The following is a 25,237-nucleotide window of genomic DNA, read 5'->3' as shown; positions in this document are numbered from 1 at the left end:
GCCTCAACCGTTCTTAAGGGCGATGCTTTCCAGCACGTTCGCCACGTCGTCGCACTGGTCGATGGCTTCTTCCAGCTTGTCGAACAGCTCCATCCACTTGATGACGTGCAGCGGATCGGGGGTGCCGCTGAACAGGTCGCCCACGGCCTGCGCGTAGATGGCGTCGCCCTCTTCCTCCAGCGCCTTGAGCGCCAGGGTGTGCTCCAGCATGCTCTTGGGCTTCTTCATGCTGCGCACGGCCGTCTCGATGCGGTTGGCGGCGCGCTTCAGCACGTCGGCCAGCTGCGCCGCGTACGGCGGGGCGGCGGTGATGTGAAACATCTGGCAGCGGCGCACGGTGCCGTCCAGCAGGTCGATGACGTCGTCCAGCCGCGAGGTGAGCAGGTGGATGTCCTCACGGTCCAGCGGCGTCACGAAGCTGCGGTCGATGCGCACGATGACGTCGTGCGTGATCTGGTCGGCCTGGTGCTCCCGGTCCTTGACCTCCACCGCCAGCGCGTTGAGCTGCGACGGATCGGCAAAGATGCGGGCCACCAGGTCCGCGCACTCGCACAGCAGCCGGGCGACGTCGTTGAACATGGGAAAGAACTTCTCGTCGCGCGGAATCAGCCCCACGGAGTCCTCCGGAATGTCGGATGAATGTGCACAGCGACGGCGCGAGCGGCCGGTCCCGGCCGTGGTCGCGTCATCTGGACGGAATACTACGGCCCCGCGTGCACGGTGAAAACCGCTGAAGGGGCTGTTTACCGCGGGATGTTACAACCGTTACGGCTGCGTTACAAGACTCGGATAGGTTCGCCGTGTCCCCTGAGGGATCCCGAGCGGAGCAAGGCGTAGCGGATGAAGCAAGTGATCTGTGGGGTGCTGGCGGTGGCGGTGCTGGCCGCGTGCGGCGGCGGGGGCGGCGCCAGCCCCGCCGAGATGAAGCGCAGGGCCCAGGGCGGGCACGCAGGCGGCACCACCACGCTCATCGGCGCGGGAGCCTCGTTTCCCCGCCCCGTGTACGACCGCTGGTTCGCGGAGTACGCCAAGGGGCACCCCGTCCGCGTGAACTACCAGCCCATCGGCTCCGGCGGCGGCATCCGCCAGGTGACGGAGGGCACGGTGGACTTCGGTGCCAGCGACGCGCCCATGACGGACGAGGAGCTGGCCAAGGCGCCGGGGATGGTGCACCTGCCCACGGTGATGGGCGCCGTCACCGTGGCCTACAACCTTCCCCGCATGGCGCAGCCGCTGCGGCTGGACGGCCCCGCGCTGGCCGGCATCTTCGGCGGCCGCATCACCCGGTGGAACGACCCCGCCATCGCCGCGCTCAACCCCGGCGTCACCCTTCCCGCCACGGACGTCATTCCCGTCTACCGCACGGACGGAAGCGGGACCACGTACATCTTCACCGAATACCTGGCCGCCGTCAGCCCGGAGTGGAAGCGGGCCGTGGGCGCGGGCAAGAGCGTGCGCTGGCCCCGCGGGCTGGGCGGCAAGGGCAACGAGGGCGTCACGGGGCAGGTGAAGCAGACCCCCGGCGCGGTGGGCTACGTGGAACTCGCCTATGCGCGCGAGGGCGGCCTGGCGACGGCGTCGCTGCGCAACGCGGCCGGGCAGTTCGTGCAGCCCACGGTGGAGGCCACGGCCGCCGCGGCGGAGAACCTGGGCCCGCTCATCCAGCAGCACCCGGATCTGCGCCTGTCGCTCGTCAACCTGCCCGGCGCGGCGACGTATCCGCTCGCCTCGTGGACGTACCTGCTGCTTCCCCCGCACATGGAGGACTGCCGCACGGCGCGGTCCATCGCCGCGCTAATGCGCTGGTCGCTTACGGAAGGCGGCGGATACGCGCGCGAACTGCACTACGCGCCGCTTCCGGAGGCGGTGCGCGTGCCGGTGCTGCGGAAGCTGGCGGCGGTGACGTGCGGGGCCGCGCGGGAGCCGGTGGGGAACGGCTGAGGGCGGAGGAACGGACGGGCCGAGGGGCTGAAGGTCTTGAGACGGGGCAGTAGATCGGAGCGGAACGCCGGGTGAGGCACGGGCGGCGGGGAGGCCCCTCCCCGTGCAAACTGCCGCACGGAGAGGGGAGAACGGCGGGGCGGTGCGTTTCGGACGGTGCCGCGCGGCCGGAAGGGGCCCCCTCTCCCCGGCCCTCTCCCCCGCTCCGCGGGAGAAAGGGAGACCTCAGCGCGAGGGCGGGCATCGGCGCGGATGGCGCGAGGCGGTTGAAGCCCCGAACGGGGCGCGAATAGCGCCGGGTCGGGGGTTCCCGCGGTTTGAGCGGCGGATTCATTCGCTCAGGACAGCATCAGCGGCGTCGGAGCCAGGAACACGCCGAGATACCACCGGCGCCTGTGGGCGGTGTGTCGGGGGTTCCCGCTGTTTGAGCGGCGGATTCATTCGCTCTCGCCGGGGGTGGGCCGCCGGAAAGCTGGGAGACGGACACGACGAGGACACCACGAACGCGGAGCCACGGCCACGAATGCTCGTCGCCGCTGGCCCGCGTTTGTAACGGCAACCATGACGGCATCGGATGCAACCCGTACCTGAGCAGGCCGGCGCGCTGGCGGGCGCCGCTCCTCCCTTCTACGCGCGGCTGCTTCCCGGCTACGCGCAGGGCAACCTATCCGACCGCACCTACGCGCTCACCATCGGCGCGTTCGGGCTGTCCATCCCCATCCTCTTTGCCCTCATCGTCATCCGCGTGGGCGGCGCGGCGTGGCCGGCGGTACGCGCATTCGGAGCGGCGTTCATCACCGGGACGCGGTGGGACCCGGTTTCCGGCGAGTTCGGCGCCCTTCCCTTCATCTTCGGGACGATGGCGTCGTCGCTGCTGGCGCTGCTGATCGCCGTCCCCCTCTCCGTGGGCCTCGCCATCTTTCTGACGGAACTGGCGCCGCGCTGGCTGGCTGCGCCCATCCAGTTCGGCACGGAGCTGCTGGCCGCCATCCCCAGCGTGGTCTACGGACTGTGGGCCATCTTCGTCCTCGTTCCCTGGCTGCGCTCCAGCATCCAGGAGCCGCTGGCCAACAGCATCGGCAAGTCCATCGGCCTGTTCGCGGGGCCGGCGTACGGCAGCAGCATCCTGGCCGGCGGCGTCATCCTCGCCATCATGATCGTCCCGTTCGTCTCGGCCGTGTCGCGAGAGGTGCTGGCGGCCGTCCCCGTGGCGCAGCGCGAAGCCGCCCTCGCGCTCGGCGCCACGCGGTGGGAGATGACGTGGCAGATCGTGGTCCCCTACGCCGTGCCGGGGATCATCGGCGCCATCATCCTGGGGCTGGGCCGCGCGCTGGGGGAGACGATGGCGATCACGATGGTCATCGGAAACCGGCCGGAGGTCGCGTCCAGCCTCTTTGCCCCCGCGGCGACGATGGCGAGCGTCCTGGCCAACGAGTTCGCCGAAGCGTCGGACGACATGCACCTGGCGGCGCTGATGAGCATCGCGCTGCTGCTGTTCGGCATTACCATCATCGTCAATTCCGTCGCCCGGTTCCTGGTCTGGCGCGTCCGCCTGCGGGGGGGCCGGTGAGCGCGGAACGGATGGGGTCCACGCCGCGCGACCGCCGCCGCCGCGCCATGAGCGCGTTCTGGCTGGCGATGACGGGCGTGGCCGCGCTGCTGACCGTCATTCCCCTGCTGCTCATCTTTTTTCACCTGCTGCGCGCGGGGCTGGGGTCCATGAACCTGGCCTTCTTCACCAGCGTGCCCGCGCCCGTCGGCCAGCCCGGCGGCGGCGTGGGGAACGGCGTGCTGGGGACGGCGCTGCTGGTGGGCCTGGCCGCGCTGATGGGGCTCCCGGTGGCGATCGGCGCCGGGATCTTCCTCGCCGAGGCGGAGGGCGGGCGGCTGGCCAACGGCATCCGCTTCGTGACGGACGTGATGAACGGCATTCCGTCCATCGTCATCGGCATCTTCGTGTGGGCGTGGGTGGTGGTGGCGATGGGGGGATTCACCGCCTTTGCCGGCGGCGTCGCCCTGGCGCTGATGCTCATCCCCATGGTGACGCGCACCACGGAGGAGATGGTGCGCCTCGTCCCCAAGGAGCTCAAGGAAGGCGCGCTGGCGCTTGGCTTTACGCGCTGGCGGACGACGCTGGGCGTGGTGCTTCCCGCCGCGCGCAGCGGCATTCTCACCGGCGTGCTCGTCGCGCTGGCCCGCATCGCGGGGGAAACGGCGCCGCTGCTGTTTACCGCGTTCGGAAACCCGTTCTGGAGCGCCCGGCTTGACCAGCCCATCGCCGCGCTTCCCGTGCAGATCTTTCAGTACGCAATCAGTCCGTTCGAAGACCAGCACCGGCAGGCGTGGGCCGCGTCGCTGCTGCTGATCGGGCTGGTGCTGGCGATGAACCTGGTGGCCCGCTTTCTCATCCGCAGCCCCTTCCGGAGCCGCTGACCATGAACGAAATCCGCACGGCCGCGCCGCAGCCCACCGCGCCGGCCGCACCCATGCAGAACGCCGCCATGACGCACGCGCCCGTTCCCCCCGCCGCCCGCGCGGGATCGCAGGCCGCCACGGAGACCGCCATCCGCGCGGACGACTTCAGCTTCTGGTACGGCGGCACGCGCGCGCTCAACGACATCACGCTGGAGATCCCGGAAAAGCGGGTGACCGCCTTCATCGGGCCCAGCGGCTGCGGCAAGAGCACCTTTCTGCGGTCCATCAACCGCATGAACGACCTGATTCCCGGAACGCGCCACGACGGCGACATCACGCTGCGCGGGGAAAGCGTGTACCGCACCGGGCTGGACGTGGTGCAGCTGCGCAAGCGGGTGGGGATGGTGTTTCAGAAGAGCAACCCGTTCCCCAAGAGCATCTACGAGAACGTGGCGTATGGCGCGCGGGTGAACGGGCTGGCGAAGGGGCGCCGCGCGCTGGACGAGATCGTGGAGCGGTCGCTGAAGCAGGCGGCGCTGTGGGACGAGGTGAGCGACCGGCTGGACCGCAGCGCGCTGGGGCTGAGCGGCGGGCAGCAGCAGCGGCTGTGCATTGCGCGGGCACTGGCCGTGCAGCCGGAGGTGCTGCTGATGGACGAACCGGCCAGCGCGCTGGACCCCATCGCCACGCAGAAGATCGAGGAGCTGGTGTACGAGCTCAAGGACCATTACACCATCGTCATCGTGACGCACAACATGCAGCAGGCGGCGCGCGTGTCGGACTTCACGGCCTTCTTCTACATGGGCGCGCTGGTGGAGATGGGGCGCACGCAGGCCCTGTTCACCAACCCGCGCGAAGAGCGCACCGAAGCGTACATCACGGGGAGGTTTGGATGAGCCCGGTCAGCGGCGTTCGCCACTTTCACGAGGAACTGGCGCGGCTCAAGAGCCAGCTGCTGGACATGTCCGGCCTGGCGGAGGAACTGGTCGCCCGGTCGATGATGGCGCTGCGCCAGCGCGACGCGGACCTGGCGCAGGAGGTCATCCGGCGGGACAACGACCTGGACGCCATGGAGGTGATGATCGACGACATGTGCATCCACCTTCTCGCGCTGCAGCAGCCCATGGCGCGCGACCTCCGGCTGATCACCATGGCGATGAAGATCAGCAACGACCTGGAGCGGGTGGGCGACCACGCGGTCAACATCGCCGAGGCGGTGCGGCACCTGGCGGACCATCCCGTCTACCTGGAGTTTCCGGAGATCGAGGAGATGGGGCGCCTGGCGACGGAAATGCTGAGCGACGCGCTGGACACCTTCGTGCGCGCGGACGCGGAGGGCGCGCGCGAGGTGTGCCGCCGCGACGACCGCGTGGACGGGCTGCACAACTCGCTGTTCCGCATTCTGCTGACGCACATGATGGAGGATCCGCGGCGCATCGGCGCGTCGATGTCGCTGTTCCTGGTGAGCCGCAACCTGGAGCGCATCGGGGACCTGGCCACCAACATCGCGGAGGACGTGGTGTTCCTGGTGGAAGGGCGCAACATCAAGCACAACTCCAGCCTGGGCCACGACATGCGCTGACTTGTCGCGGGTGGCTGGATGGAGCGGGGGCGGCTTTCCGTGCGGAAGGCCGCCCTTTTCGCGTCTGCCTGCCTGTCCAACTGCCGTTTCACACGGAGGTCACGGAGGATGCACGGAGGGCACGGAGGGCACGGGGGAAAAGCGTATTACTGCCCCGAACTCTCGCCCAGGGCGACGAGAAGCTCGTCCAGCTGATCGAAGGTTTCGATCAGTGCTTCGGCGGCTCCGGTCCCGGCGGCGTCGAGCGCTTCCTTGGAGGGATGGGTTTCCCGCAGAACCACCAAGGTCCTGCCGTCCTTTTCCTCGAAGGTCACCGTGGTGACAGACTCGCCCTCGCCACCCTCTTCATTGGTCCACGCCAGGCGCGAATGCGGCTCCACTTCGACATAGGTGCCGAAAAACGCAACGGGCTCGGGATCGAAGTCGAATACCAGCCGGTACTTGCCGCCGACACGTGCATCCACTTCGCAGGACAGCAGGGTCATTCCCATCGACTGGGGCACCCACCAGCGCCTGAACAGTTCGGCCCGGGTAAATGCCTCGAACACGATGCGCGCCGGGCCGTTGATGGTCCGCGTGACCACCACCTCGCGGTCCGACGTCCGTTCCACCGTGGTGCGGTTCTTCGCGGCGCCGGGGCTACGTTCCGTTTCTGCGTTCATCACCGTTCTCCTTTCGAGTAAGTTCCTCGACAACCCTGTCCAGTTCGTCGAAGCGTTGGTCCCAGCGCTGGCGGTATGCCTCCAGCCACGCCGTCTCCTCCTCCAGCCGGCGCGGGCCGAGGCGGCACGTCCGCACCCGCCCGATCTTCTCCGTGATGACGAGCCCCGCCTGCTCCAGGATGCCCACGTGCTTCTTCATGCCCGTGAGCGTCATGTGGAACCGCTCGGCGAGCTCCGTGATCGAAGCGTCGGCTCGCCCGAGCTGCTCCAGAACGCCACGCCGCGTGGGGTCCGAGAGCGCGGCAAACGAAGTATCGAGTCTGATCTTCATATACTGAACCACATGGTATAGTATGTAACGCGAGCCGCCGCGGCATGCAAGGGGTGGCCGAGAGAATCGGTGCGCCGGCGATCCAACAGCCGTTTCACACGGAGGTCACGGAGGATGCACGGAGGTCACGGAGCGTGAGTGCGGCAAGGAATGGCCGCCACCCCGGACGCGCACCGTGCGACCCTTTGGTGTTCATACTTGATTTGCGGAATCGAAAATCGTACAGTGTGGCCGGGGCATGCAGATCCGCACGGACGACGCTGGACAGGGATGATTTGATGTTGAGATTCCCCGCCGGAACCAGACTCCTGCCGGTTATCATCAGTGGACTCCTGATGTTCTGTTCGGCATGCGCCAGCGGGAGGCCGCGCCAGAAACAGGCGATCGGGGCAGGCGTATCGGGTACGTACTCCGTTTCGATCTGCAGCGGGGCGTGCACGGACTCGTCCAGCGCAGCGGTTCGCGGAACCCTCGTTCTGGATGGTCGTCCGTTGCCACTGTCTTCCGTTCCGCGTTCGGCTCTGGAGTACTTCGACAGCCACACGTTCCTGCTGATGAACTCCGAGGGCTGGGGGGAAGCGCTGAATGCCTGCTTTGTTCTGGACAGGGATGATTCGTTCCCCGGGTACGCGGGCTCGACTCCGGTCGGCCTGACGCGTTGGAGCATGGAAGGGGATTCCATCGCGGTTCTGCTGGACCAATCCGCGGACGCGGGATACGTGTCACGCTTCGAGATTCGCGACGGGCGTCTCAGCGGGCGGGGATGGTCAGGCGGACGAGGCGATGCAGCCGTGTCTCTGCCTGATGATGTCGTCCTCGGCCAGCGCACCGGTCCCGCCGACTTCGGACCATGCTTCCGAGCCGCGGAGGATCAGGCGCGCCGCCCATCCGCCCTTCGTTGAAGCCGTCTGACAGAATATCCATCACGCAGAGCAGCAGAGCAGCAGAGAAAGACACAACAGAAGGATATCACACAGAGTCAACGGAGCTAACAGTAAAGATTCTGTACTCTGTTGACTCTGTGTGATGCCGGTCTTTATCTATTCTCTCTGCTCCTCTGCTGCTCTGCGTGATCCAGTCCGTTTTGCTGTTCCTCCGTGCCCTCCGTGCATCCTCCGTGGCCTCCGTGTGAAACGGCCGTTGGATGGCCGGCCGACGCGAAAAGGGCGGCTCCCCGCGCGGGAGCCGCCCTCTGCGCATCGCCATCAACCGAGAAACTAGTCGCGCACCTCGACCGGCGCGGAAAACCACTCGTGCAGCCCCTCGGCCAGCTCGGGGCCGGCGTACTGGGGAACGCCGCGGTGCCACCACGGATCCGTCGCGGGCCCCACCGCGATGCCCGGCTGAAGCATCTCGCGGAACTGCGCGTCCAGCTTCAGCACGTCGCGCACGACGCCCTCCGGAAGGCAGCCCGCCTTGAGGCAGTCTTCCAGCCGGTCGCGCACGGCGAGGTCGTTGTGGTAATCGTACAGGTTCCACGGATACCCCGCGGTGCACTCGTCCACGAACGCGCGCCACTCGCGTACCAGGTCTTCCGGCGCATCGCCGTCCAGCACGTCGACCTTCGGTTCCATTCCGCTCGTCCCGGTGTTGACTGGTCCCCGCATCCCCCGCCCCTCCGGCGCACAACCAGTGCCGTTACGCGGGGCGAACATGCGCTCCACGATCACGCCCGCCATCCCGTGGCGGCAGCCGGTCCATCACCCTCCCCTTCCCCGTCACCGCCCGGCCTGACCGGACGCGGCGCAGGCCGAAACCACGGCGCTCAGGATGACAAGCGAACGAAGCTCCGCGTTGTGCGGCCGGGAACGTCCCGGGCGCGACGGACCGCACGATCTGCGGGGACTGGTCGCGACTTTGCATAGCGATCCTTGCTTACCCACGCGCGGCCCACACCAGCGACCGGAGCAGGACAGACTGTCGGACCTGCTGGATCTTTCCGAACTCTTCGGCGACTTTCGCGACGAGGGCCGCGCCCAGCTGGCGCGGCTCGACGAGGCGCTGGCTCAGGCGGAAGCCGGCACCGCGCTCGCCGCGGAGGACCGCGCCGAGCTCATGCGCGCGCTGCACACGCTCAAGGGCAACGCGGCCATGCTCGGCCTGCGCCCGCTGCAGGAGCTGGTGCACACGGTGGAGGATGCGTTCAAGGGCGCCGCCTCGCTCGCCTCCCTGCCGCTGGACGTGCTGCAGCGCTCCGGCTCCGCGCTGCGCCGCGCGCTGGAAGTGGCCGGCTCCCCCACACAGGAAGACGGATTCGCGCCGCTCCCCGTCCTTCGCGCCGAACTGACGGACGCGCTCGCCGCCCCCGCCGCGGACGATGGACCCGGAGAGCCGGAATCCGCCGCTGATCCCGTGGCAGCGGACGCCATCCATCCCGATGACGATCCCCAGGCGCCCGCGGTCACGCCGGCGCCCGCATCGGCCGAAGCCGCTGCCCTCGCGGAAGATGCGACCAATGCCGGGGCGCCCGCCGTTCCGCCTCCCGCGTCCGCGGTCGTGCCCGCCGCGCCGGTCCTGGCGCCGGAGTGGACCGGGGTGCGCGAGGAAACCATCCGCATTCCGTTCGACCGGCTGGACCCGCTGCTGAGCCAGGTGGACGACCTGGTGCGCGCAGTGGAAAGCCTGCGCACCTGGGCGGCGGGCCACGCGGACGCGCTGCAGGCCGCGGGACTGCGCCGGGGGATGGGCGAGCACGTCGAGACGCTGGAGGGGATCGCGGGCACCGTGCGCCGCTCCGCCACCTCGCTGCGCCTGGTGGCCGTGGAGCGCGTCTTCAGCCGCTTTCCCGCGCTGGCCGCCGACCTGGCCCGCGAGCGCGGCAAACGCGTCCGCGTGGAGCTGGCGGGCGAGGGCACGGAGCTGGACAAGGCGACCGCCGACGCGCTGCTGGACCCGCTCCTCCATCTGGTCCGCAACGCGGTGGACCACGGGGTGGAAACGCCGGACGAGCGCCGCGCGGCGGGCAAGCCGGAAGCGGCCGTCATCCGCCTGTCCGCGGCGCAGGAAGGCGACCGCGTGCGCATCGAGGTGGAAGACGACGGCCGCGGGCTGAACCGCGCCTTCATCGAGCAGCGCGGGCGCGAACTGGGGCTGCTGGCCACGGACGATCCATCCCCAGAAGAGGTGGATGAACTGCTGTTCCGCCCCGGCTTCAGCACGCGGCGCGAGGCGGACGAAATCAGCGGGCGCGGCGTGGGGCTGGACGTGGTGCGCGCCGCCGTGTCGCGTATGCGCGGCCAGGTGTGGGTGGAAGACGGCGACGAGGGCGGCACCCGCTTCGTGCTGCAGCTTCCGCTGACGGTGGCCATGGTTCCCGTCCTCTTCTTTCACGCCGCCGGGCAGACGCTGGCCATCCCCGCGCTGGACGTGGAGGAAACGCTGCGCGCCGGCCCCCCGGGCCAGGTGGGCGCCGCGGAAACGGTGCCCGTGCGCGACGAGGCCCTGCCGCTGATCCGCGTGGAGCGCGTCTTTGGCTGGGATGCCGCGCCGGACCCGGCGTACGTGCTGGTGCTTCGCCGCGGAACGCGGGCGGCGGCGCTGGGCGCCGACCGGCTTTTGGCGCAGGACTCGGCCACCGTGCGCGCCCTTCCCGCCGCGCTGGGCAGCCCGCGGGGCGTGTCGGGCGCGGTGGTGGACGCGGGCGGCCGGGTGGTGCTTCTGCTTGACCCTGAACACATGCTGCAGATGAACGTGGACCTGTACCGCGGAGGAGCGGGTGGCGGATGAACGGCGCAGGCGGCTGCTGGTGGTGGAAGACAGCCCCATGATGGTGCGGATGTACCGCATGGTACTCGGCGGCCGGTACGAGCTGGCGTTCGCGCCGGACGGCGCGCAGGGGCTGGACGCCGCCGCGCGCGAGCCGGCGCTGGACGGGCTGGTGGTGGACATCAACATGCCCGCCATGGACGGCCTGGAGTTCATCCGGCGCCTTCGCGGCGAACTGGGGATGACGGAGGTTCCCGTGCTGGTGTGCTCCACCGAGGCCACGGAGGCGGACCGCGAGTCCGCCCGCGCCAGCGGCGCCAACGGCTTTCTGCCCAAGCCGTGGACCCCGCCGGAGCTGCTGGCCGCGCTGGAGGCCCACCTGGGCGGGGCCGCGGCGTGAGCGTGCTGGCCGTGCACGCGGGCGGGGCGGAGTTCGGTATTCCCGCCGACCGCGTGCGCGAGGTGCTGCGCCCGCCGCCGCTCACCCGCGTTCCCGCCCCCCCGCCGGGGATCCTGGGGGTGGCGCAGGTGCGCGGAACGGTGCTGGCGGTCATGGACCTGGGCGCGCGGCTGGGCATGGCGCCCGTGGCCAGCGACGGGCGGCTGGTGGTGGTGTGGGGGCGCGGCCGCGAAGCGGTGGGACTGCTGGTGGACCGCGTGGTGGGGCTGGCGGAGGCGGAGGACGGCGAGTCCGCCCCGCCCGCCGAAGCGGAGGCGGCGCTGCCGGCCGGATGGCTGGCCGGCGTGTCCGCGCCCGCGCCGGGACGGCGCGTGGCGCTGCTGCACCTGGAACGAGTCCTGGGCGAAGAGGCGACATGAACAGTTCGTGGTTCGACAACATGGGCGTGCGCAACAAGATCCTGCTGGGGTTCGCGCCCGTGCTGCTGCTGATGATCATCATCGCGGCCGCGGTCGCCGCCCAGGGCATGCGCATCCGCGCACTGGACCAGGAGTCCGAGCGCGCCGAGCGGGTGCAGCGCGAGGCGGCGGAGCTGGACGTGGCCATCAGCGACCGCACGCTGGCCTTTCGCGACTTTCTGCTCAGCGGCCAGGACACGGCGCTGACCATGTACGCCGAGGCCGACCAGCGGGTGAAGCTGCACCTGGACAGCGCCCAGTTCTACGTGCGCGACACCACGCAGCACGCCCGGCTGGATTCCACCGTGCAGTTTTCGCAGGCGTGGGTGGACACCGTCGCCGTGCCGGGAATCGCGCTGCGGCGCGCCACGCTGCGCCCTGGCGGCCCGGGGATCGATTCCATCGTACGCTTTGTCCAGAGCGGGGTGGGCCGGCGCGGCGCCGGCCGCGCCCGCGCCATGCTGGGCCGCTTTGACGACCGCGCGCTGGAGCTTTCCGCCGAACGCCGCGCGGACGTGCGCAAGGCCACTTCGCAGGCCCGCGACACCGCGGTGGGGCTTACGGTGCTGGGGATCATCATGGCGCTGGGAGCCGCGTGGCTGCTGGCCAACCGCATCAGCCGCCCGCTGCAGGACGCCGTCGCCTTTGCCAGCGGCGTGGCGGAGGGCGACCTGACGGGGCAGGCCCACGCCGGGAGCACGGACGAACTGGGGCAGCTGACCACCACGCTCAACCGCATGTCGGGCGACCTGCGCGGCGCGGTGGGCGGCGTGAACACCGCCGCGCTGCAGACCGCCGCCGCCGCCGAGCAGATCGCCGCCAGCTCGCAGCGGCTGGCGGCGACCATCGACGACCAGGTGGCCGCCACCGAGCAGACGTCCACCTCGATGGAGGAGATCGCCGCGCAGATCACCCGCGTGGCCTCCAGCGCCGAGTCGCTGGCCGCGTCGGTGGAGCAGACTTCCAGTTCCATCGCCGAGATGGGGCAGTCCATCGAACACACCGCCGGCAGCGCCGACACGCTGGGCTCCGCGGTGGAAGAAACGTCGGCCACCATCGAGGAGATGGCCGCCAGCATCCAGCAGGTGGGGCGCCACGTGGACGAAACGCGCCGCATCGCCTCCGAGGCGGAAATCGCCGCCACGACCGGAGGCGAGACGGTGGGACAGACGGTGGACGGAATGCGCCGCATTCACGACGAGGTCAACCGCCTCACCGAGCGGATGCGGGTGCTGGGCGGGCAGGGCGAGTCGGTGGGGCAGATTTCGCAGACCATCGAGGACATCGCCGACCAGACCAACCTGCTGGCGCTGAACGCGGCCATCGAGGCGGCCCGCGCGGGCGAGCACGGGCGCGGCTTCGCGGTGGTGGCGCAGGAGATCCGCCGCCTGGCCGAGCGCTCGGTGGATTCGGCGCGCGAGATCAACCAGACGGTGCGCTCCGTCCGCAGCGGCGTGGACGCGGCGGTGGAAAGCAGCGGCTCGCTGGCGGAGCGGACGCAGCAGGGAATCACCCTGGCGGAGGGGGCGTCGCGGGCGCTGGAACGCATCGTGGATGCGTCGGCGCGCACCAGCCAGCTGATGCAGGAGGTTTCGCTCGCCACCGGGCAGCAGATCCTGGCGGCGCAGCAGGCGCAGCAGGCCACGCAGCACATCCAGCGCGTGACGGAAGAGGTGAGGATCGCCACCCGCGAGCAGTCCATCGCCAGCCGCCAGATCGTGCAGGCCACGGAAAACATGAACCAGCAGACGCAGGAAGTCTTCGCGGCCACGGCGGAGCAGAAGCGGGGCGGCGAAATGATCCTGCGCGCCACCGAAAACATCGCGCAGGGCGCCCGCGCGGCGCAGACCTCCGTGCGCGAAGCGCAGCGCGCGGCCGAAGACGTGTCGGGGCAGGCCGCCCGGCTGACCGAGCTGGTGAGCCGCTTCCGTGTCTGAGCGCTCCCCGTCCGACCGCCGCGCCCCCGACCCCGTGGCCGACCTCCTGGCCGCGGGCGACGCGGAGGGGGCCGCCGCGCGCGCCCTGGCCACCGCGGCGGACGAGCGCCCCTGGGTGCGCGAGCGCGCCCTGGCCTCCACGCCCCGGCTGCGCAACGCCCGCCTCCTTCTTCCCGCGCTGGAGGCGGCGCTGCGCGACGGGGGCGACGCGGGGCGCCGCAACGCCGCTCGCTCGCTGCTGGCGGCCATGTCCGCCCCCGGCGCGCTTCCCGGCGCGCTGCGCATGCTGGACCGGCTGACGCGGCACGACCCGGACGGAGACGTGCGGCTGCTGGCGGCTTCGGCGCTGGGCGAGTCGCAGAACCCGGGCGCCCGCGCCGCGCTGGAGGCGGCGCTGGTGGACGAGGACGCCAACGTGGCCGCGGCCGCCGCGGACGCGCTGGGCTCCCTGGGCGACCCGCGCTCCGTGGACGCGCTGGCCGCCGTGACCGCGGGGGGCGATCCCTGGCGGGCGCTGGCGGCGGTGTTCGCGCTGGGGCGCATCGGCGCGGCGCGCGCGCTCCCCGCGCTGGCGGCCGCCGTGGCGGACCCCATGCTGGCCGGCGCCGCGGTGGAAGCCATCGGCGAACTGGGCGATCCCGCCGCCATGGACGCGCTCCGCACCGCCGCGGAGTCGGGGGACGAGGAGCTGCGCGCGGCGGTGCTGCAGGCGGCGGCGGGGCTCATCCCCTCTTCCCCCCCGCCGCCGCCGGAGTGGCTGCGGCAGGCCGCGCGGGCGGACGAGGCGCGGCTGGTGGAGCAGTTCCGCGCGGACGACACGGGCGACTCGCGCGCCGCCGTCCTGCTGGGCATCGCGGGGACGGAAACGGCCGCCGCGCTCCTGGGCGACGCGCTGGGCGAGCCGGAGCGCGGGCCCGCGGCGGCCGGCGCGCTCGGCCTCCTGCCGCCGGACGTGGCCCTCGCCGTCCTCCTTCCCCGCCTGCACGGAGCGGACGCGGGAGCGCGGGCGGAGCTGCTGGCCGCCCTTCCCGCCCTGCCGGACCGCGCGTCGGCGGAGGCGGTGGCGGCGCTGCTGGGGGATGACGACGCGGAGGTGCGCGCCACGGCGGCGGAGTCGCTGGCCCGCGCCCTTCCCGGGGCGGAGGGGCGCGAAGTCGTAGCCTCGGCGCTGGCGGACCCCGCGCGCCGGACCGGCGCGGCGCTGGCCCTGGGCCGCTTCCCGGGGGACGCGTGCGACCTGCTCCTTCCCCTGCTGGCGGACGAGTCTGCGGACACGCGCCGCGCGGCGGCGGAGGGAATCGCGCGCTGCTCCCGGCCGGACGCGCTCGCCCTGGTGACCGCCGCCCTGCGGCGGGAACGGGACCCGGCCACCCTGCGCGCCCTGGCCGCCGCGCTGGCCACCACCGGCGGCGCGGCCGCCGTTCCCCCGCTGGCGGAGCTGGCGGAGGGCGGAGACCCGGGGGCGCGATTCGCCGCCGTGCGCGCGCTGGGCCGCACGGGTGCGCCGGAAGCGGTGGACGCCCTGCTGCGCGTGCTCGGCGGCACGGACGATCCCGGCGTGGAGGCGGCCGCCCTCGCCGCGCTGGGCGAGCTGGGCGATCCGCGGGGGACGGAGGCGGTGACGGCGCGGATGGAGTCCGGCGACCGAGACCTGCGGCGGGTGGCGGCCATCGCGCTGCGGAAGATCGCCCCGCCGGGCGCGGCGGAGCGGCTGGTGCGGGCGCTGGCGGATCCGGACTGGCGCGTGCGCCTGGCCGCGGCGCGCACCCTGGCCCGGGTGGACGCGCCGGAAGCCCTTTCCGCCCTGCGCGAGGTGCGCGCGTGCGACAGCGATCCGCTGGTGCGGCAGGCCGCGGCGCGCGCGCTGGGTGAGGGCTGATGCCGGTTCCCCTGCTGGACGACGAGTTCCGCTTGTGGACGGAATGGCTGCGCGAGGAGCTGGGCCACCGCTGGGGCCCGGAGCGGCGCGAAATCCTGCGCACGCGGCTGGAGCCGCGCCGCGCCGCGCTGGGGCTGGACAGCTTCGACGCCCTCCTCTTCCACCTCCGCTTTCACCCGGAGCGCGAGGCGGAGCGTGCGCTGCTGGTGCCGCACCTGACCAACAACGAAAGCTACTTCTGCCGCGAGCAGGGAAGCCTGGAGGTCATTCGCGACGAGGTCTTTCCCGCCCTGCGGCAGCAGCTGGGCGCGGGCGGGCAGGCGCGGCTGCTGAGCGCCGCCTGCTCCACGGGGGAAGAAGCGTACACCCTGTCCATCCTGGCGGCGGAGGCGGGCGTCTTCACCGCCCCGGGCGCGCTGCGGGTGACCGGGGTGGACGTGGACCCCGCCGCGCTCGGGCGGGCGGAGGCCGGGGTATACGGCGAGCACGCCTTTCGCGGAACCGGCGCCGCGTGGCGGGCGCGCTTTTTTGAAAAGCAGGGCGCCGAACAGTGGTCCGTGAAGCCCGCGGTGCGGGAGCCGGTGCGCTTTCGCCCCGCCAACCTGGTGCAGAACGACTGGTGGCGCGGTCTGCCTCCCCAGCACCTGATCCTGTGCCGGAACGTGATGATCTACTTTGACGCCGACGCCGTGCTTCGTGCCGCGCGCGGCCTGTGGGAGGCGCTGGCCCCCGGCGGATACCTGTTCCTGGGGCACGCCGAAAGCCTGCGCCAGGTTCCGGTTCCGTTCAACCTGGAGCGCCGCCCGGGCGCGCTCTTCTATCGCCGGCCGGAAGGGGACGCGTGACGCAGCCCGCGCGGGTCCTGCTGGTGGATGACAGCGCCTTCGTACGCCGGGCCACGGAGCGCATGCTGGCGCCGCTGGCGGGCGTTTCCGTCGTCGGCTTCGCGCGCGACGGGGAGGAAGCGGTGCAGCAGGTGCGCGACCTGCGCCCGGACCTGGTCATCATGGACGTGGAAATGCCGGGGATGGACGGCGTGGCCGCGCTCGAACGCATCATGCGCGAGTGCCCCACGCCCGTCCTCCTCCTCAGCTCGCACACGCGCGACGGGGCGGAGATCACGCTGCGCGCGCTGGAGCACGGCGCGGTGGACTTTCTGGACAAGGGGGGTGCGGCTTCGTCCATGGACATTCATGCGCTCGCCCCCGTGCTGCGCGAAAAGGTGTGGGCCGTGCTCAAGGCGCGCACCGATCCGCTGCGCGCACCGGCGGAGTCCGGCCGCGCGGCGCGGGCGGTGGACAGCGCCCCGGCGCCCGCCCATCCGGGGCGGTACGAGGTGGTGGCGATCGGTACCTCCACCGGGGGCCCGCGCGCGCTGGCGGAGCTGATTCCCGCCCTTCCCGCCGGGTTCGCGGCCGCCGTGGTGGTCGCGCAGCACATGCCGGCGGGCTTTACCGAAACGCTTTCCGAGCGGCTGGACAAGCGCTCGCCGCTGCGGGTGAGCGAGGCGCGCGACGGCGACGCGGTGCTCCCCGGCTGCGTGCTCATTGCCCCCGGCGGGCGGCAGATGGAGCTGCGGCGCACGGGGGGCGCGCTGACGGTGCACGTGTTCGACGATCCCGGCCAGCTGCACAAGCCCAGCGTGGACCTGCTCTTCCGGTCGGTGGCGCGGGTGGCGGGGGCCGCCTCGGTGGGGGTGGTGCTGACGGGAATGGGAAGCGACGGCGCGGCGGGGCTGGAGGGGATCCGCGCCGCGGGAGGCCGCACCTTCGTGGAAAGCGCGCGGACGGCGGTGATCAACGGCATGCCCGCCGCGGCCCGCGGCGCCGCCGAGCGTGACCTTGCGCTGGACGAGGTCGCCGGCGTTCTGGCCGCCATCGTGGGAGCGGAGTGATGGCACAGGTACTGGTGGTGGACGATCAGAAGGTGTCGCGGATGACGGTGGCCGCGATCCTCAACTCGGCGGGGCACTCGGTGCAGACGGCCGCGTCCGGGCCGGAGGGGATCGAGTCCGCCACCTCCGGCTGCCCCGACGTCATCGTGCTGGACGTGCAGATGCCGGGGATGGACGGGTTCGAGGTGGTGGAGCGGTTGAAGCAGAACGCCTCCACCGCCCCCATCCCCATTCTGCTGCTGACCGCGCAGGCGCCCACGGACGAGCTGCTGGTGCGCGGGCTGGAGCTGGGCGCGTACGACTTTCTCAACAAGGGGTGCAGCCGCGCCGAGCTGCTGGCGCGCGTGGGGGTCATGGCGCGCATCAAGCGCGGGTACGACGAGCTTTCGTCCGTGGCGCGCGTGTCGGGGCTGGCGCTGGAGTCGGGGGAGCTGCAGGCGCTGGCGGACGGCGTGGCCGAGCAGGTGGCGCGCACCTTTCGCGCGGACGACGTGCTGCTGACGCTTCCCGGCGACACGGCGATGACGGAGGTGCGCGCGTCGCACGGCATTCCCACGCTGGACCCGCGCTGGTTCGTGCTGGTGGACCTGGTGCTGGACCGGCTTTCGTGCGGGCCCAACGCGCCCGCGATCGCGTTCGATGGCGCGGTGGAAGACTGGCCGCACCCCTTTGCCACCGGCGCGGGCGTGTGCGTGACGCGGTCCACGGGCGGGCCGGCGGTGCTGGCCGCGTTCCGGCGGGACGGGGCCCCGTTCGGCGAAGAGGATCTGGCGCTGCTGGCGCTGCTGGGGCGGCAGGCCACGCTCGCGCTGGACAACGCGGTGCTGCACGCGCAGACGCGCCAGCAGGCGCGCACGCTGGAAGAGCAGGCCGGCGCGCTGGAACGGGCCATGACGGAGCGATCGCGCTTCTTTGCGTCCATGAGCCACGAACTGCGCACGCCCATCAACGCGATCCTGGGCTACAGCGACCTGCTGCGTGAAGGGGTGTACGGCTCGCTGGAGCCCAAGCAGTCCGGCGCGCTGGAGCGGGTGGTGCGCAGCGGCCGGCACCTGCTGGAGCTGGTGAACGACGTGCTCGACATCAGCAAGCTGGAAGCGGGCAAGCTGGAGATCTTTCCCGAGCCCACGTCGCTGGGGTCGCTGCTGCGCGAGGTGTCGTCCACGGTGGAGCTGCAGGCGCGCGACAAGAAGCTGGACCTGCTGCTGCGGATGGACGACGACATCGTGGCCGTCACCGATCCGGGCCGGCTGCGGCAGATCGTGCTGAACCTGCTGAGCAACGCGGTCAAGTTCACCGACGTGGGGAGCGTGCGGCTGGTGCTGAGCCGCTATGGCACCTGGGCCGAGGTGCGGGTGGAAGACACGGGCCCCGGCATCGCGCTGGAAGACCAGGAGCGCGTGTTTCAGGAGTTCGAGCAGACGCGCGGGGCGGCGGGGCGCGGCGGCACGGGGCTGGGCCTGCCCATCTCGCGGCGCCTGGCGGAGCTGCTGGGCGGCAGCCTGAACGTGCGCAGCACGCCGGGCGAGGGCTCCGTCTTTACCCTGCGCCTGCCGCTGGCCCGCGCGCCGGTCCCCGCTGCGGAGGCGCCGGTACCGGCCTCCTGATCGTGCCGGACCTCCGTCACACCGTGGAAGAGCCGTCCAGCAGCCGGACGAGCTTTTCCCGCTGAAAGACAAAGATCCCCCACAGGCACTCGCCTGTGGGGGATCTTTACAGTGGAGCGCGCCGTCTCCTCAGCCTCGATCAAAGGCGTCGGAAACCAGCATTTCCCCATCCGCCCGGTGCTTACCGGCCGAAGCGGACGTACACGGCTTCACCGGTCTCGCTCGCCACTTCGACGGCGCGGTTCATCGTCGCCGCGGCGTCGGTGGAGGTGGCCTGCAGCACGGGGGCGTCCAGGTTCATCGCCGTCGCGCCGGCGCACTGCACGGTGATCGTCATGGGCGAGTAGATGCCCCCCGTCAGGACGTTCGCCACCAGGTTCAGAAACGACTGCTGCGTCTCCACCTTCGCGACGCCGTTCGGGCACTGCGAGGCGGTTTCCACCGTGGAGGGCGGCACCAGGCCAGCGATAAAGGAGTGCGCCCACTCCTTTTTGACTTCGACACCGTTCGGGGTGCGGCCCGTATCGACTGTGGCGTGGTAGCAGCCGTCGAGGGCAAAGACGAGGGCGGGGGCGGCGAGCAGGTGAGACTTGATGCGCATGGTTCTCAAAAAAACGGGAGGTGAGATGCCGCTGCCTGAGGGGGAGCGGCGGTGGAGCAGACACTGCGGGTCTGCCTTATGTCTGGCGTAGAGCGTGGGTGCGTCAGCCGGCGCGGGCGAGCCGGACGCCGGAATGGAAGCAGGTGCCGTAGCGGGTGGCTCGCGCGGCGGACAGAGGGCGTTCCGGTCTCGCGGATGTGATGCGATCGCCCGGATGGGCGGGAGGTTCAGCGCGGACCGTCAGATTCAAGTCAGGACAGGAATGCGGCAGCGAGGCGGATGTGGGAGAGTTGCCGGGGCGCGTCCTGGATGTGTAGCAGTTGAGACTGCGGCCCGTCCACCTGTTGCACGAAGTGTCGCGCCAGGACTGCTCAGCGGCCAGAAACATTGCTGGAAAGAACGGTTTCCGCAAGGAGAGTATTCCCCCTCACTTCCGGCGCAGTACCTGGGTTTTCCGCCATCGTTCGGAAGGCGCCATCCCGTTTGGCGCGACTCGATGAAGAGGTCCACGGATGGTCCGCTTCCGTGGAGGCGCCCCGCCATGCGACCCGCGCGGAGCGAATCTGCTACGACGATCGTCAGCCCCGATGATGTTGCTCCGCGGAGATGAACGGCGGCCCATCACCCGAACCGCCGGGCGCTGTTGCCTGAATGGACTGCGGCGGCGGATATTGCCACTCAGATCGTGAGCGCCCGAGAATCGGTCACGATGCCGACATCCCCGATCCCATTCTGTTGATGAAGCGAGTTGAACGGCTGGGCGAGGCGGCCGCGCCGGACGGCACCGTGCTGACGCTGTACCGGCACGACGGCGCCTACGCCATCCGCGTAAACAACGTGGAGTTGATGAACACGCGCCGCTTTCATTCCGAGGAGCAGCTGGCGGAGCGCGTCTGCCTTCCGCTTCGCGACACGGCCGGGGCGAGCGTGCTCATCGGCGGGCTGGGCTTCGGGTTCACGCTCAAGGCGGCGCTGCGCGTGCTGCCGGCGGACGCGTCGGTGGTGGTGGCGGAGATCGTGGAGGGGATCATCGACTGGAACCGCAATCCCGAGTACCCGCTGGCCGCCGGTGCGCTCGCCGACCCGCGCGTGGACCTGCGCCTGGACGACGTGGCCAACGTGCTGCGCGACGGCCGCGGCCAGTACGACGCCATCATGCTGGACGTGGATAACGGCGCGGGCGCGCTCACCACCGGCGGCAACGCGGCCCTCTACCGCGCGGACGGTGTGCGCACCGCGATGGCGGCTCTGCGCCCCGGCGGCCGCCTGGCCTACTGGTCCGCGGAGGAGGAGCCGCAGTTCGCCGCGCTTCTCCGCAAGCTGGGCCTCACCGTCGATGAACTCCGCGTCCCCGCCCACGCCGGCAAATCCGGCCCGCGCCACACCCTCCTGATCGCGCGGGTGGCGGCGAAGTAGCCGTCTCGCGCGGACGAGGAGCGAACGAGAGGCGCCACCCGCAATCGCGAGTGGCGCCTCCTGTGTATCCGGTCGTTCAACAGGATGATTGAATCCGGTGGCCAAGCGACTCGCGCTCAGTCTCCCCACTGCGGCGGAGAGCCGGGCTCGGGGTCGGCGTTACTCCGGCTGGAGCTGACCGACCTTCTCCCAGAGGGGACTGGCCTGCTGCACCATGACGACCTGAATGGCGCCACCCTGGCCATCCGAAGCCGCGCGAACGGGCTGCAGCGTAGCCGTAACCTGATCGGGCGACAGCTTGTACATACCGCCGGTGCTGGCATCCACGGCAAGGCCAATCAGTCCGCCGAAAACCAGGTTGCCGGCAACCCAGCCGCTCACCGATCTCGTGATCGGCAGTTCATACGGCTGGTATCCGTCCATTTCGATGCGGACGACGTGCGTTCCCTTGCGGGGCATCTGGTAGATCGCGGGGGTGATCCCGGCTTCCTGGCCGTCCACGAAGAGGCGGGCGCCTGACGGGGTGGACGAAATCGCAATGCCCTGCTTGCTGCCCTGCATGATGGTGCCGCAGGCGGCCAGGCCGAGGATGCTGGCGCCCACTACGAGGCGGGAGATGGAGCGGTGAATCAAGGTATCCCCACATGGAGGGGTGGTAAGTACCGGAGAGATCAGTCCCTTCCGGTTGATCCGCCTTCGCGTGAAGGCGGGCAGCAAGGAATGCCAGATTAGTGCGGGTGCTACAACGTGCTACGGGCGCGTCCGCTGTCGCGACGGGGATGCAGAGGTGCGCGAGGGCAGGTAGCTGCGGGCGGGTATGCTAAACGGTCCGACATGAAGAAGCAAGAGCAGTGGCCGGGTGGGAGCGGTAGACACCCGCACGACCCAGCGGGCGGCTATCGATCCCGGAGCCGAGCCCAGGAGGTACAGCGCCTGGCCAGCAACCGGGATAGATGTGACGGGTGCTGAATGCACCCGTCACTGTGCCGAGGCCCGCTCCCCAGCTGAACGGCGCGGACTGACGCGCATCTGCATGGCGAAGCACGGCTTCTCATCCGGCCCCACCTTCATGCCGCCCAGGAGACGTTCCATGTCCGAGACCACCCCGCCGCGCCAGCCGTACGTAAAACCCAAGCTCTCGGTCTTCGGCGACATGGCCGCTCTGACGCTTACGGTTGCCATCAACAAGAACAAGAACGACTCCATCAACGGCGGCAACAACCTCAAGACCTGACCTCGCCGATCACGTCATGCGCGAAATCGAAGCGCGGATTGAATACGAAGCGCGGGCGATCTGGACGGATGACGATCCACGGACGCTGTTCCGCGGTGGTGGAGAGCCGGTGAGCACGCGGTGAGCCCGTGCCACATGCGTGACCACCGGCAGGAACGGAAGATCCAGACGCACGAAAGCCCCGCCGTATGTTACGGCGGGGCTTTCGTGTACGAACATGCGCCCGACAGGATTCGAACCTGTGACCTCTAGCTCCGGAGGCTAGCGTTCCAACCGAGCGGACTGGCCGTTCTGGCGGATGCACTCCATCAGCCCATGAACGCCGGTGGATGGATTGCCGCCGGCTGCGCCATGCTTTTCCTGGTTCTTGTCGAGCGCCCTGGCCCTGCGCACCGCATCCTCGTATCCGTTCGCGAGATCACCGAATCGCAGGTGCTTGTCGTACCCGGACAGGTGCCGCCTGAGCGCGGTGACGGCGGCGCTGCACGACAGATGGCCGGTTTGATCCGCGAAGTGCAGCAGCAGCCAGAGTTCAAAGCAGGGATTGGATACGGCAAGCTCAATCCTGCTCCGGGCGGCCAGAGCGCGCGCTTCGTCCAGCCGCGGATGTTCGTCCACGTCCACGACGCACCACGCCTGGTCGTAGGCCAGATTCTCATCATCCGCGCGGCGCGCATCGCGGACCGACTCGTCGCGCAGTTCAATCGCGCGCTCCACCAGCCCGAGCGGATTGCCGCTGGATGAGTGAATGTCCAGCCGCACGGTCGTTACACCGTGCGCGATCTTGAACCCGTTGATGTACTGAGGCTCCGTCACCTTTCCCTCGCACACCACGAGGATATAAGGAAGCGGATCACGCGTCGGCCCCCTGCGCTGAAGGGCCCGGCCGGAGTCCCGGCGAGCGTCGCGCCTGGCCATCAATCCCCCGCGGTGAGCCCGAGATTCGGTTCACCGATGGCGGGTACGGCGCCGTACCGCCCCTGCAGGTATCCGCGCTCCAGATTCTCGTGCTTGCGCGCGCGGAAATCCGTGAGCGGAAACAGCCGCGTCGCGCCGTCCTGCCCCTTCTCCGTAAACCAGATCTGATCCCGCCGCAGGATCGACGTGTCGAGCAGATTGGTATCGTGAGTGTTGAAGATCAGTTGCGCGTTGTTCGGATTGGTCTCCGGATTCGTGAACATCCGTATGATGCTCAGGGCAAGGTGCGTATGCAGGCTGCGATCGAGTTCATCAACCACCATCACGCCGCCGGTCCCTAGCACCGCCATGATGATCCCGGCCATGGCGAAGAGGGTCTGCGTGCCCTGCGACTCCTGCTCGAACGGCAGAGCTACGTCTTCCCCGGCCCCCGCACGATGCCTGAGACGCACGGTTGTCGCGGGACGAGGTGAAAACGGGGGAACGGGAAGCTCCGGGTCGGCGGCCTTCAGCCCGAGCCGGCTGGCATACGCGCTCATGTCCCCCTCCACCACCTCGAGGCCGCTGATGCCGAGATCCGCGAGTTCAAGGATTCTGAGGAGATCAGACCCAAGTTGTTCGTTCTGGCAGATGCTGAACCCGGCGAGATCAAGGTGAGCCCGGGAGCTTTCGCTCACCATGAACAGGCCAGACCCGAACCACGCATAGACGCGGTCGAGCATTGGATGATTGTTCCGCGCAGCAACCGAAAGAAACAGGCTGTTCGGCCGGGTAAATCTGGCGATCGTGCGATTCTCTCCCTTGAGATTCCGGCTGAACGTAAACTCCGGCGCCCGTGATGCGTCCCGGGTGAACCATTCCTGCTTGCGTCCGTTGGGGTACGCGTACAGCCACTCTTCGTGAACGTGCGTCGAATCCACGACGAAACCGTATTCGTAACGAACTCCGTCCAGCAGAAGATCCACCGCAAACAACGACGGCTCTGCCGCCGCCGCCGGATCCAGGGCGAACGGCGTGCGGGGGACGCCCCTGTCCGGCGCCCAGATGCGGTGCGAGTCCTCCACCGCTGCCTGCATGAATTCCAGCGCAAGGAACACGGTGGACTTTCCGGACGCATTCGGGCCGTAAATGGCGGCCGTGCGCAGCAGGTCGATCTCGTAGCGATCGGCGTGCACCAGCGTCTCGGTGTGCTCCGAAAGCGGCGACGCCACGAGAGAAAGCTCCTGCTCGTCGCGGATGGAGCGAAAGTTCTCGACGCGAAAGCGGATCAGCACAGGCGGACGGGGATCATGAGTACAGTGGCAATGCAGTCTCAACGCTTTTCCTGCAGGGAATGTGCATGAATGCACACCAGAAGTACAGGATCGCAAACCTGGGAACGCGAAAAACCCCACCGCGATGACTCGCGATGGGGTTCTTCGTTCATGCGCCCGACAGGATTCGAACCTGTGACCTCTAGCTCCGGAGGCTAGCGCTCTATCCAGCTGAGCTACGAGCGCGCATGTACCGGGATGTGGAGGCGAATAAGCCGAGTTCTGTCCCCGTTGCCGGGGGAGGATCATTTCTCTAGGACCGACGTTGCCGCCGGCCTCCAGCAGCCTACCCGAGGCTCAAATGGAACGGGCCGCTCCTTGCCTCTGCTTGACCTTGCTCCGGGTGGGGTTTGCCATGCCACGGACTGTTGCCAGCCGCGCGGTGCGCTCTTACCGCACCGTTTCGCCCTTGCCTGAGCCCGAAGGCCATCGGCGGTCTGTTTTCTGTTGCACTTTCCGTCGCCTCACGACGCCCGGCCGTTAGCCGGCACCCTTGCCCTGTGGAGCTCGGACTTTCCTCGCCGCCACGAATGGCGCCGCGATCCTCACTCGCCTCCCGCTACCCGAATTGTCAAAACCACACCTGCTTGATGATATGCCCAGGAGAGGACTCGAACCTCCACGCCGGTTAAGGCACCAGATCCTTAGTCTGGCCTGTCTACCAGTTTCAGCACCTGGGCACGGAGCCGGATGGGTGTGCTTTCCGCGACAGTGCTCCCGAGAGGACTCGAACCTCCACGAGCTTGCGCCCACTAGATCCTGAATCTAGCGCGTCTACCAATTCCGCCACAGGAGCAGAACCGTCGCCGAACCAACCCGCCTTCTCCGAAAAGCGACCGCGGCCGTGCTGGCCCGCCCCGCTCAAGGTGCGCCCGGAGAGATTCGAACTCCCGGCCTTCTGATCCGTAGTCAGACGCTCTATCCAGCTGAGCTACGGGCGCACA

23 protein-coding genes, 4 tRNA genes and 1 other RNA gene are annotated in these 25,237 nt (G+C 69.8%); 15 read left to right on the top strand and 13 right to left on the bottom strand.

Annotated elements, in window-relative coordinates; genetic code table 11:
* Positions 1 to 3: 3 nt before the first annotated feature.
* Positions 4 to 615: a DUF47 family protein gene (locus HNQ61_RS26290; protein WP_170035561.1), complete on the bottom strand. Its 612-nt coding sequence runs from the start codon at positions 613 to 615 to the stop codon at positions 4 to 6.
* Between the two features lie 225 nt (positions 616 to 840).
* Between HNQ61_RS26290 and pstS the strand changes: the two genes are divergently transcribed.
* The 5 genes from pstS (at position 841) to phoU (ending at position 5,938) form a co-directional block, all read left to right on the top strand.
* Positions 841 to 1,941, top strand: coding sequence for a phosphate ABC transporter substrate-binding protein PstS (gene pstS, locus HNQ61_RS26285; RefSeq protein ID WP_170035560.1), 1,101 nt, complete (start codon positions 841 to 843; stop codon positions 1,939 to 1,941).
* 574 nt (positions 1,942 to 2,515) lie between these two features.
* Complete coding sequence (gene pstC / locus HNQ61_RS26280) at positions 2,516 to 3,511, top strand: phosphate ABC transporter permease subunit PstC (RefSeq protein WP_170035559.1); 996 nt, start codon at positions 2,516 to 2,518, stop codon at positions 3,509 to 3,511.
* Positions 3,508 to 4,374, top strand: a complete 867-nt coding sequence (gene pstA / locus HNQ61_RS26275) for a phosphate ABC transporter permease PstA (RefSeq protein WP_221305285.1) — start codon at positions 3,508 to 3,510, stop codon at positions 4,372 to 4,374. The genes pstC and pstA overlap by 4 nt, the downstream gene beginning before the upstream one ends.
* Before the next feature lie 53 nt (positions 4,375 to 4,427).
* A complete protein-coding gene (pstB, locus tag HNQ61_RS26270; protein WP_420816093.1) occupies positions 4,428 to 5,252 on the top strand; it encodes a phosphate ABC transporter ATP-binding protein PstB in 825 nt (274 codons plus the stop codon).
* Entirely contained in the window at positions 5,249 to 5,938 is a 690-nt protein-coding gene (phoU, locus tag HNQ61_RS26265; RefSeq protein WP_170035558.1) for a phosphate signaling complex protein PhoU, read from the top strand. The genes pstB and phoU overlap by 4 nt, the downstream gene beginning before the upstream one ends.
* Before the next feature lie 146 nt (positions 5,939 to 6,084).
* Here phoU and HNQ61_RS26260 read toward each other — a convergent pair whose 3' ends face one another.
* From HNQ61_RS26260 to HNQ61_RS26250, 3 genes are all read right to left on the bottom strand, one after another.
* Positions 6,085 to 6,600, bottom strand: a complete 516-nt coding sequence (locus tag HNQ61_RS26260) for an SRPBCC domain-containing protein (RefSeq protein ID WP_170035557.1) — start codon at positions 6,598 to 6,600, stop codon at positions 6,085 to 6,087.
* A complete protein-coding gene (locus HNQ61_RS26255; RefSeq protein WP_170035556.1) occupies positions 6,578 to 6,943 on the bottom strand; it encodes an ArsR/SmtB family transcription factor in 366 nt (121 codons plus the stop codon). The genes HNQ61_RS26260 and HNQ61_RS26255 overlap by 23 nt, the downstream gene beginning before the upstream one ends.
* A gap of 1,205 nt (positions 6,944 to 8,148) precedes the next feature.
* The gene (locus tag HNQ61_RS26250) at positions 8,149 to 8,505 is read right to left on the bottom strand and encodes a hypothetical protein (protein WP_170035555.1); all 357 of its coding nucleotides are present in this window, start codon (positions 8,503 to 8,505) and stop codon (positions 8,149 to 8,151) included.
* Positions 8,506 to 8,788: 283 nt separating this feature from the next.
* On the opposite strand from HNQ61_RS26250, the gene HNQ61_RS26245 reads away from it, so the two are divergent.
* Genes HNQ61_RS26245 through HNQ61_RS26210 form a run of 8 tightly spaced genes read left to right on the top strand, consistent with a single transcriptional unit; the run spans position 8,789 to position 18,811 of the window.
* Positions 8,789 to 10,657, top strand: coding sequence for a chemotaxis protein CheA (locus tag HNQ61_RS26245; protein WP_170035554.1), 1,869 nt, complete (start codon positions 8,789 to 8,791; stop codon positions 10,655 to 10,657).
* The gene (locus HNQ61_RS26240) at positions 10,647 to 11,036 is read left to right on the top strand and encodes a response regulator (protein WP_205761654.1); all 390 of its coding nucleotides are present in this window, start codon (positions 10,647 to 10,649) and stop codon (positions 11,034 to 11,036) included. The genes HNQ61_RS26245 and HNQ61_RS26240 overlap by 11 nt, the downstream gene beginning before the upstream one ends.
* Positions 11,033 to 11,455 carry a chemotaxis protein CheW gene (locus tag HNQ61_RS26235; protein WP_170030554.1) on the top strand — a complete coding sequence of 141 codons (423 nt, stop codon included), beginning with the start codon at positions 11,033 to 11,035 and terminating at the stop codon, positions 11,453 to 11,455. The genes HNQ61_RS26240 and HNQ61_RS26235 overlap by 4 nt, the downstream gene beginning before the upstream one ends.
* Complete coding sequence (locus tag HNQ61_RS26230; protein WP_170035553.1) at positions 11,452 to 13,431, top strand: methyl-accepting chemotaxis protein; 1,980 nt, start codon at positions 11,452 to 11,454, stop codon at positions 13,429 to 13,431. Before HNQ61_RS26235 ends, HNQ61_RS26230 begins: the two co-directional genes overlap by 4 nt.
* Positions 13,424 to 15,310 carry a HEAT repeat domain-containing protein gene (locus HNQ61_RS26225; protein WP_170035552.1) on the top strand — a complete coding sequence of 629 codons (1,887 nt, stop codon included), beginning with the start codon at positions 13,424 to 13,426 and terminating at the stop codon, positions 15,308 to 15,310. Before HNQ61_RS26230 ends, HNQ61_RS26225 begins: the two co-directional genes overlap by 8 nt.
* Complete coding sequence (locus tag HNQ61_RS26220; RefSeq protein ID WP_170035551.1) at positions 15,310 to 16,155, top strand: CheR family methyltransferase; 846 nt, start codon at positions 15,310 to 15,312, stop codon at positions 16,153 to 16,155. Before HNQ61_RS26225 ends, HNQ61_RS26220 begins: the two co-directional genes overlap by 1 nt.
* On the top strand, positions 16,152 to 17,204 hold the full coding sequence (locus HNQ61_RS26215) for a chemotaxis-specific protein-glutamate methyltransferase CheB (protein WP_170035550.1): 1,053 nt from the start codon (positions 16,152 to 16,154) through the stop codon (positions 17,202 to 17,204). Before HNQ61_RS26220 ends, HNQ61_RS26215 begins: the two co-directional genes overlap by 4 nt.
* The gene (locus HNQ61_RS26210; protein WP_170035549.1) at positions 17,204 to 18,811 is read left to right on the top strand and encodes an ATP-binding response regulator; all 1,608 of its coding nucleotides are present in this window, start codon (positions 17,204 to 17,206) and stop codon (positions 18,809 to 18,811) included. Before HNQ61_RS26215 ends, HNQ61_RS26210 begins: the two co-directional genes overlap by 1 nt.
* Positions 18,812 to 18,992: 181 nt before the next feature.
* Here the strand turns inward: HNQ61_RS26210 and HNQ61_RS26205 are convergent, their stop codons facing one another.
* Positions 18,993 to 19,412, bottom strand: a complete 420-nt coding sequence (locus HNQ61_RS26205; protein ID WP_170035548.1) for a Bor family protein — start codon at positions 19,410 to 19,412, stop codon at positions 18,993 to 18,995.
* A 738-nt stretch (positions 19,413 to 20,150) separates the two neighbouring features.
* Between HNQ61_RS26205 and HNQ61_RS26200 the strand changes: the two genes are divergently transcribed.
* Complete coding sequence (locus HNQ61_RS26200; protein WP_170035547.1) at positions 20,151 to 20,828, top strand: spermidine synthase; 678 nt, start codon at positions 20,151 to 20,153, stop codon at positions 20,826 to 20,828.
* Between the two features lie 159 nt (positions 20,829 to 20,987).
* Here HNQ61_RS26200 and HNQ61_RS26195 read toward each other — a convergent pair whose 3' ends face one another.
* Positions 20,988 to 21,461: a PEGA domain-containing protein gene (locus HNQ61_RS26195; RefSeq protein WP_184430784.1), complete on the bottom strand. Its 474-nt coding sequence runs from the start codon at positions 21,459 to 21,461 to the stop codon at positions 20,988 to 20,990.
* A 457-nt stretch (positions 21,462 to 21,918) separates the two neighbouring features.
* On the opposite strand from HNQ61_RS26195, the gene HNQ61_RS26190 reads away from it, so the two are divergent.
* Entirely contained in the window at positions 21,919 to 22,062 is a 144-nt protein-coding gene (locus HNQ61_RS26190; RefSeq protein ID WP_170035545.1) for a hypothetical protein, read from the top strand.
* 261 nt (positions 22,063 to 22,323) lie between these two features.
* On the opposite strand, the gene HNQ61_RS26185 is transcribed toward HNQ61_RS26190, so the two are convergent.
* The 7 genes from HNQ61_RS26185 to HNQ61_RS26155 all read right to left on the bottom strand — a co-directional run bounded on the left by HNQ61_RS26185 (position 22,324) and on the right by HNQ61_RS26155 (position 25,234).
* A complete protein-coding gene (locus tag HNQ61_RS26185; RefSeq protein ID WP_170035544.1) occupies positions 22,324 to 22,980 on the bottom strand; it encodes an RloB family protein in 657 nt (218 codons plus the stop codon).
* On the bottom strand, positions 22,980 to 24,254 hold the full coding sequence (locus HNQ61_RS26180; RefSeq protein WP_170035543.1) for an AAA family ATPase: 1,275 nt from the start codon (positions 24,252 to 24,254) through the stop codon (positions 22,980 to 22,982). Before HNQ61_RS26180 ends, HNQ61_RS26185 begins: the two co-directional genes overlap by 1 nt.
* 151 nt (positions 24,255 to 24,405) lie before the next feature.
* Positions 24,406 to 24,479, bottom strand: a tRNA-Arg gene (locus HNQ61_RS26175).
* Positions 24,480 to 24,491: 12 nt separating this feature from the next.
* An RNA gene (gene rnpB, locus HNQ61_RS26170) (RNase P RNA component class A) lies at positions 24,492 to 24,850 on the bottom strand.
* A gap of 39 nt (positions 24,851 to 24,889) precedes the next feature.
* Positions 24,890 to 24,973, bottom strand: a tRNA-Leu gene (locus HNQ61_RS26165).
* A 32-nt stretch (positions 24,974 to 25,005) separates the two neighbouring features.
* A tRNA-Leu gene (locus HNQ61_RS26160) sits at positions 25,006 to 25,089 on the bottom strand.
* 71 nt (positions 25,090 to 25,160) lie between these two features.
* A tRNA-Arg gene (locus HNQ61_RS26155) sits at positions 25,161 to 25,234 on the bottom strand.
* Between the last annotated feature and the right edge of the window lie 3 nt (positions 25,235 to 25,237).

This window comes from Longimicrobium terrae (assembly GCF_014202995.1).
Classification (GTDB): domain Bacteria; phylum Gemmatimonadota; class Gemmatimonadetes; order Longimicrobiales; family Longimicrobiaceae; genus Longimicrobium; species Longimicrobium terrae.
This window is presented reverse-complemented; position numbering and strand designations above follow the sequence as displayed.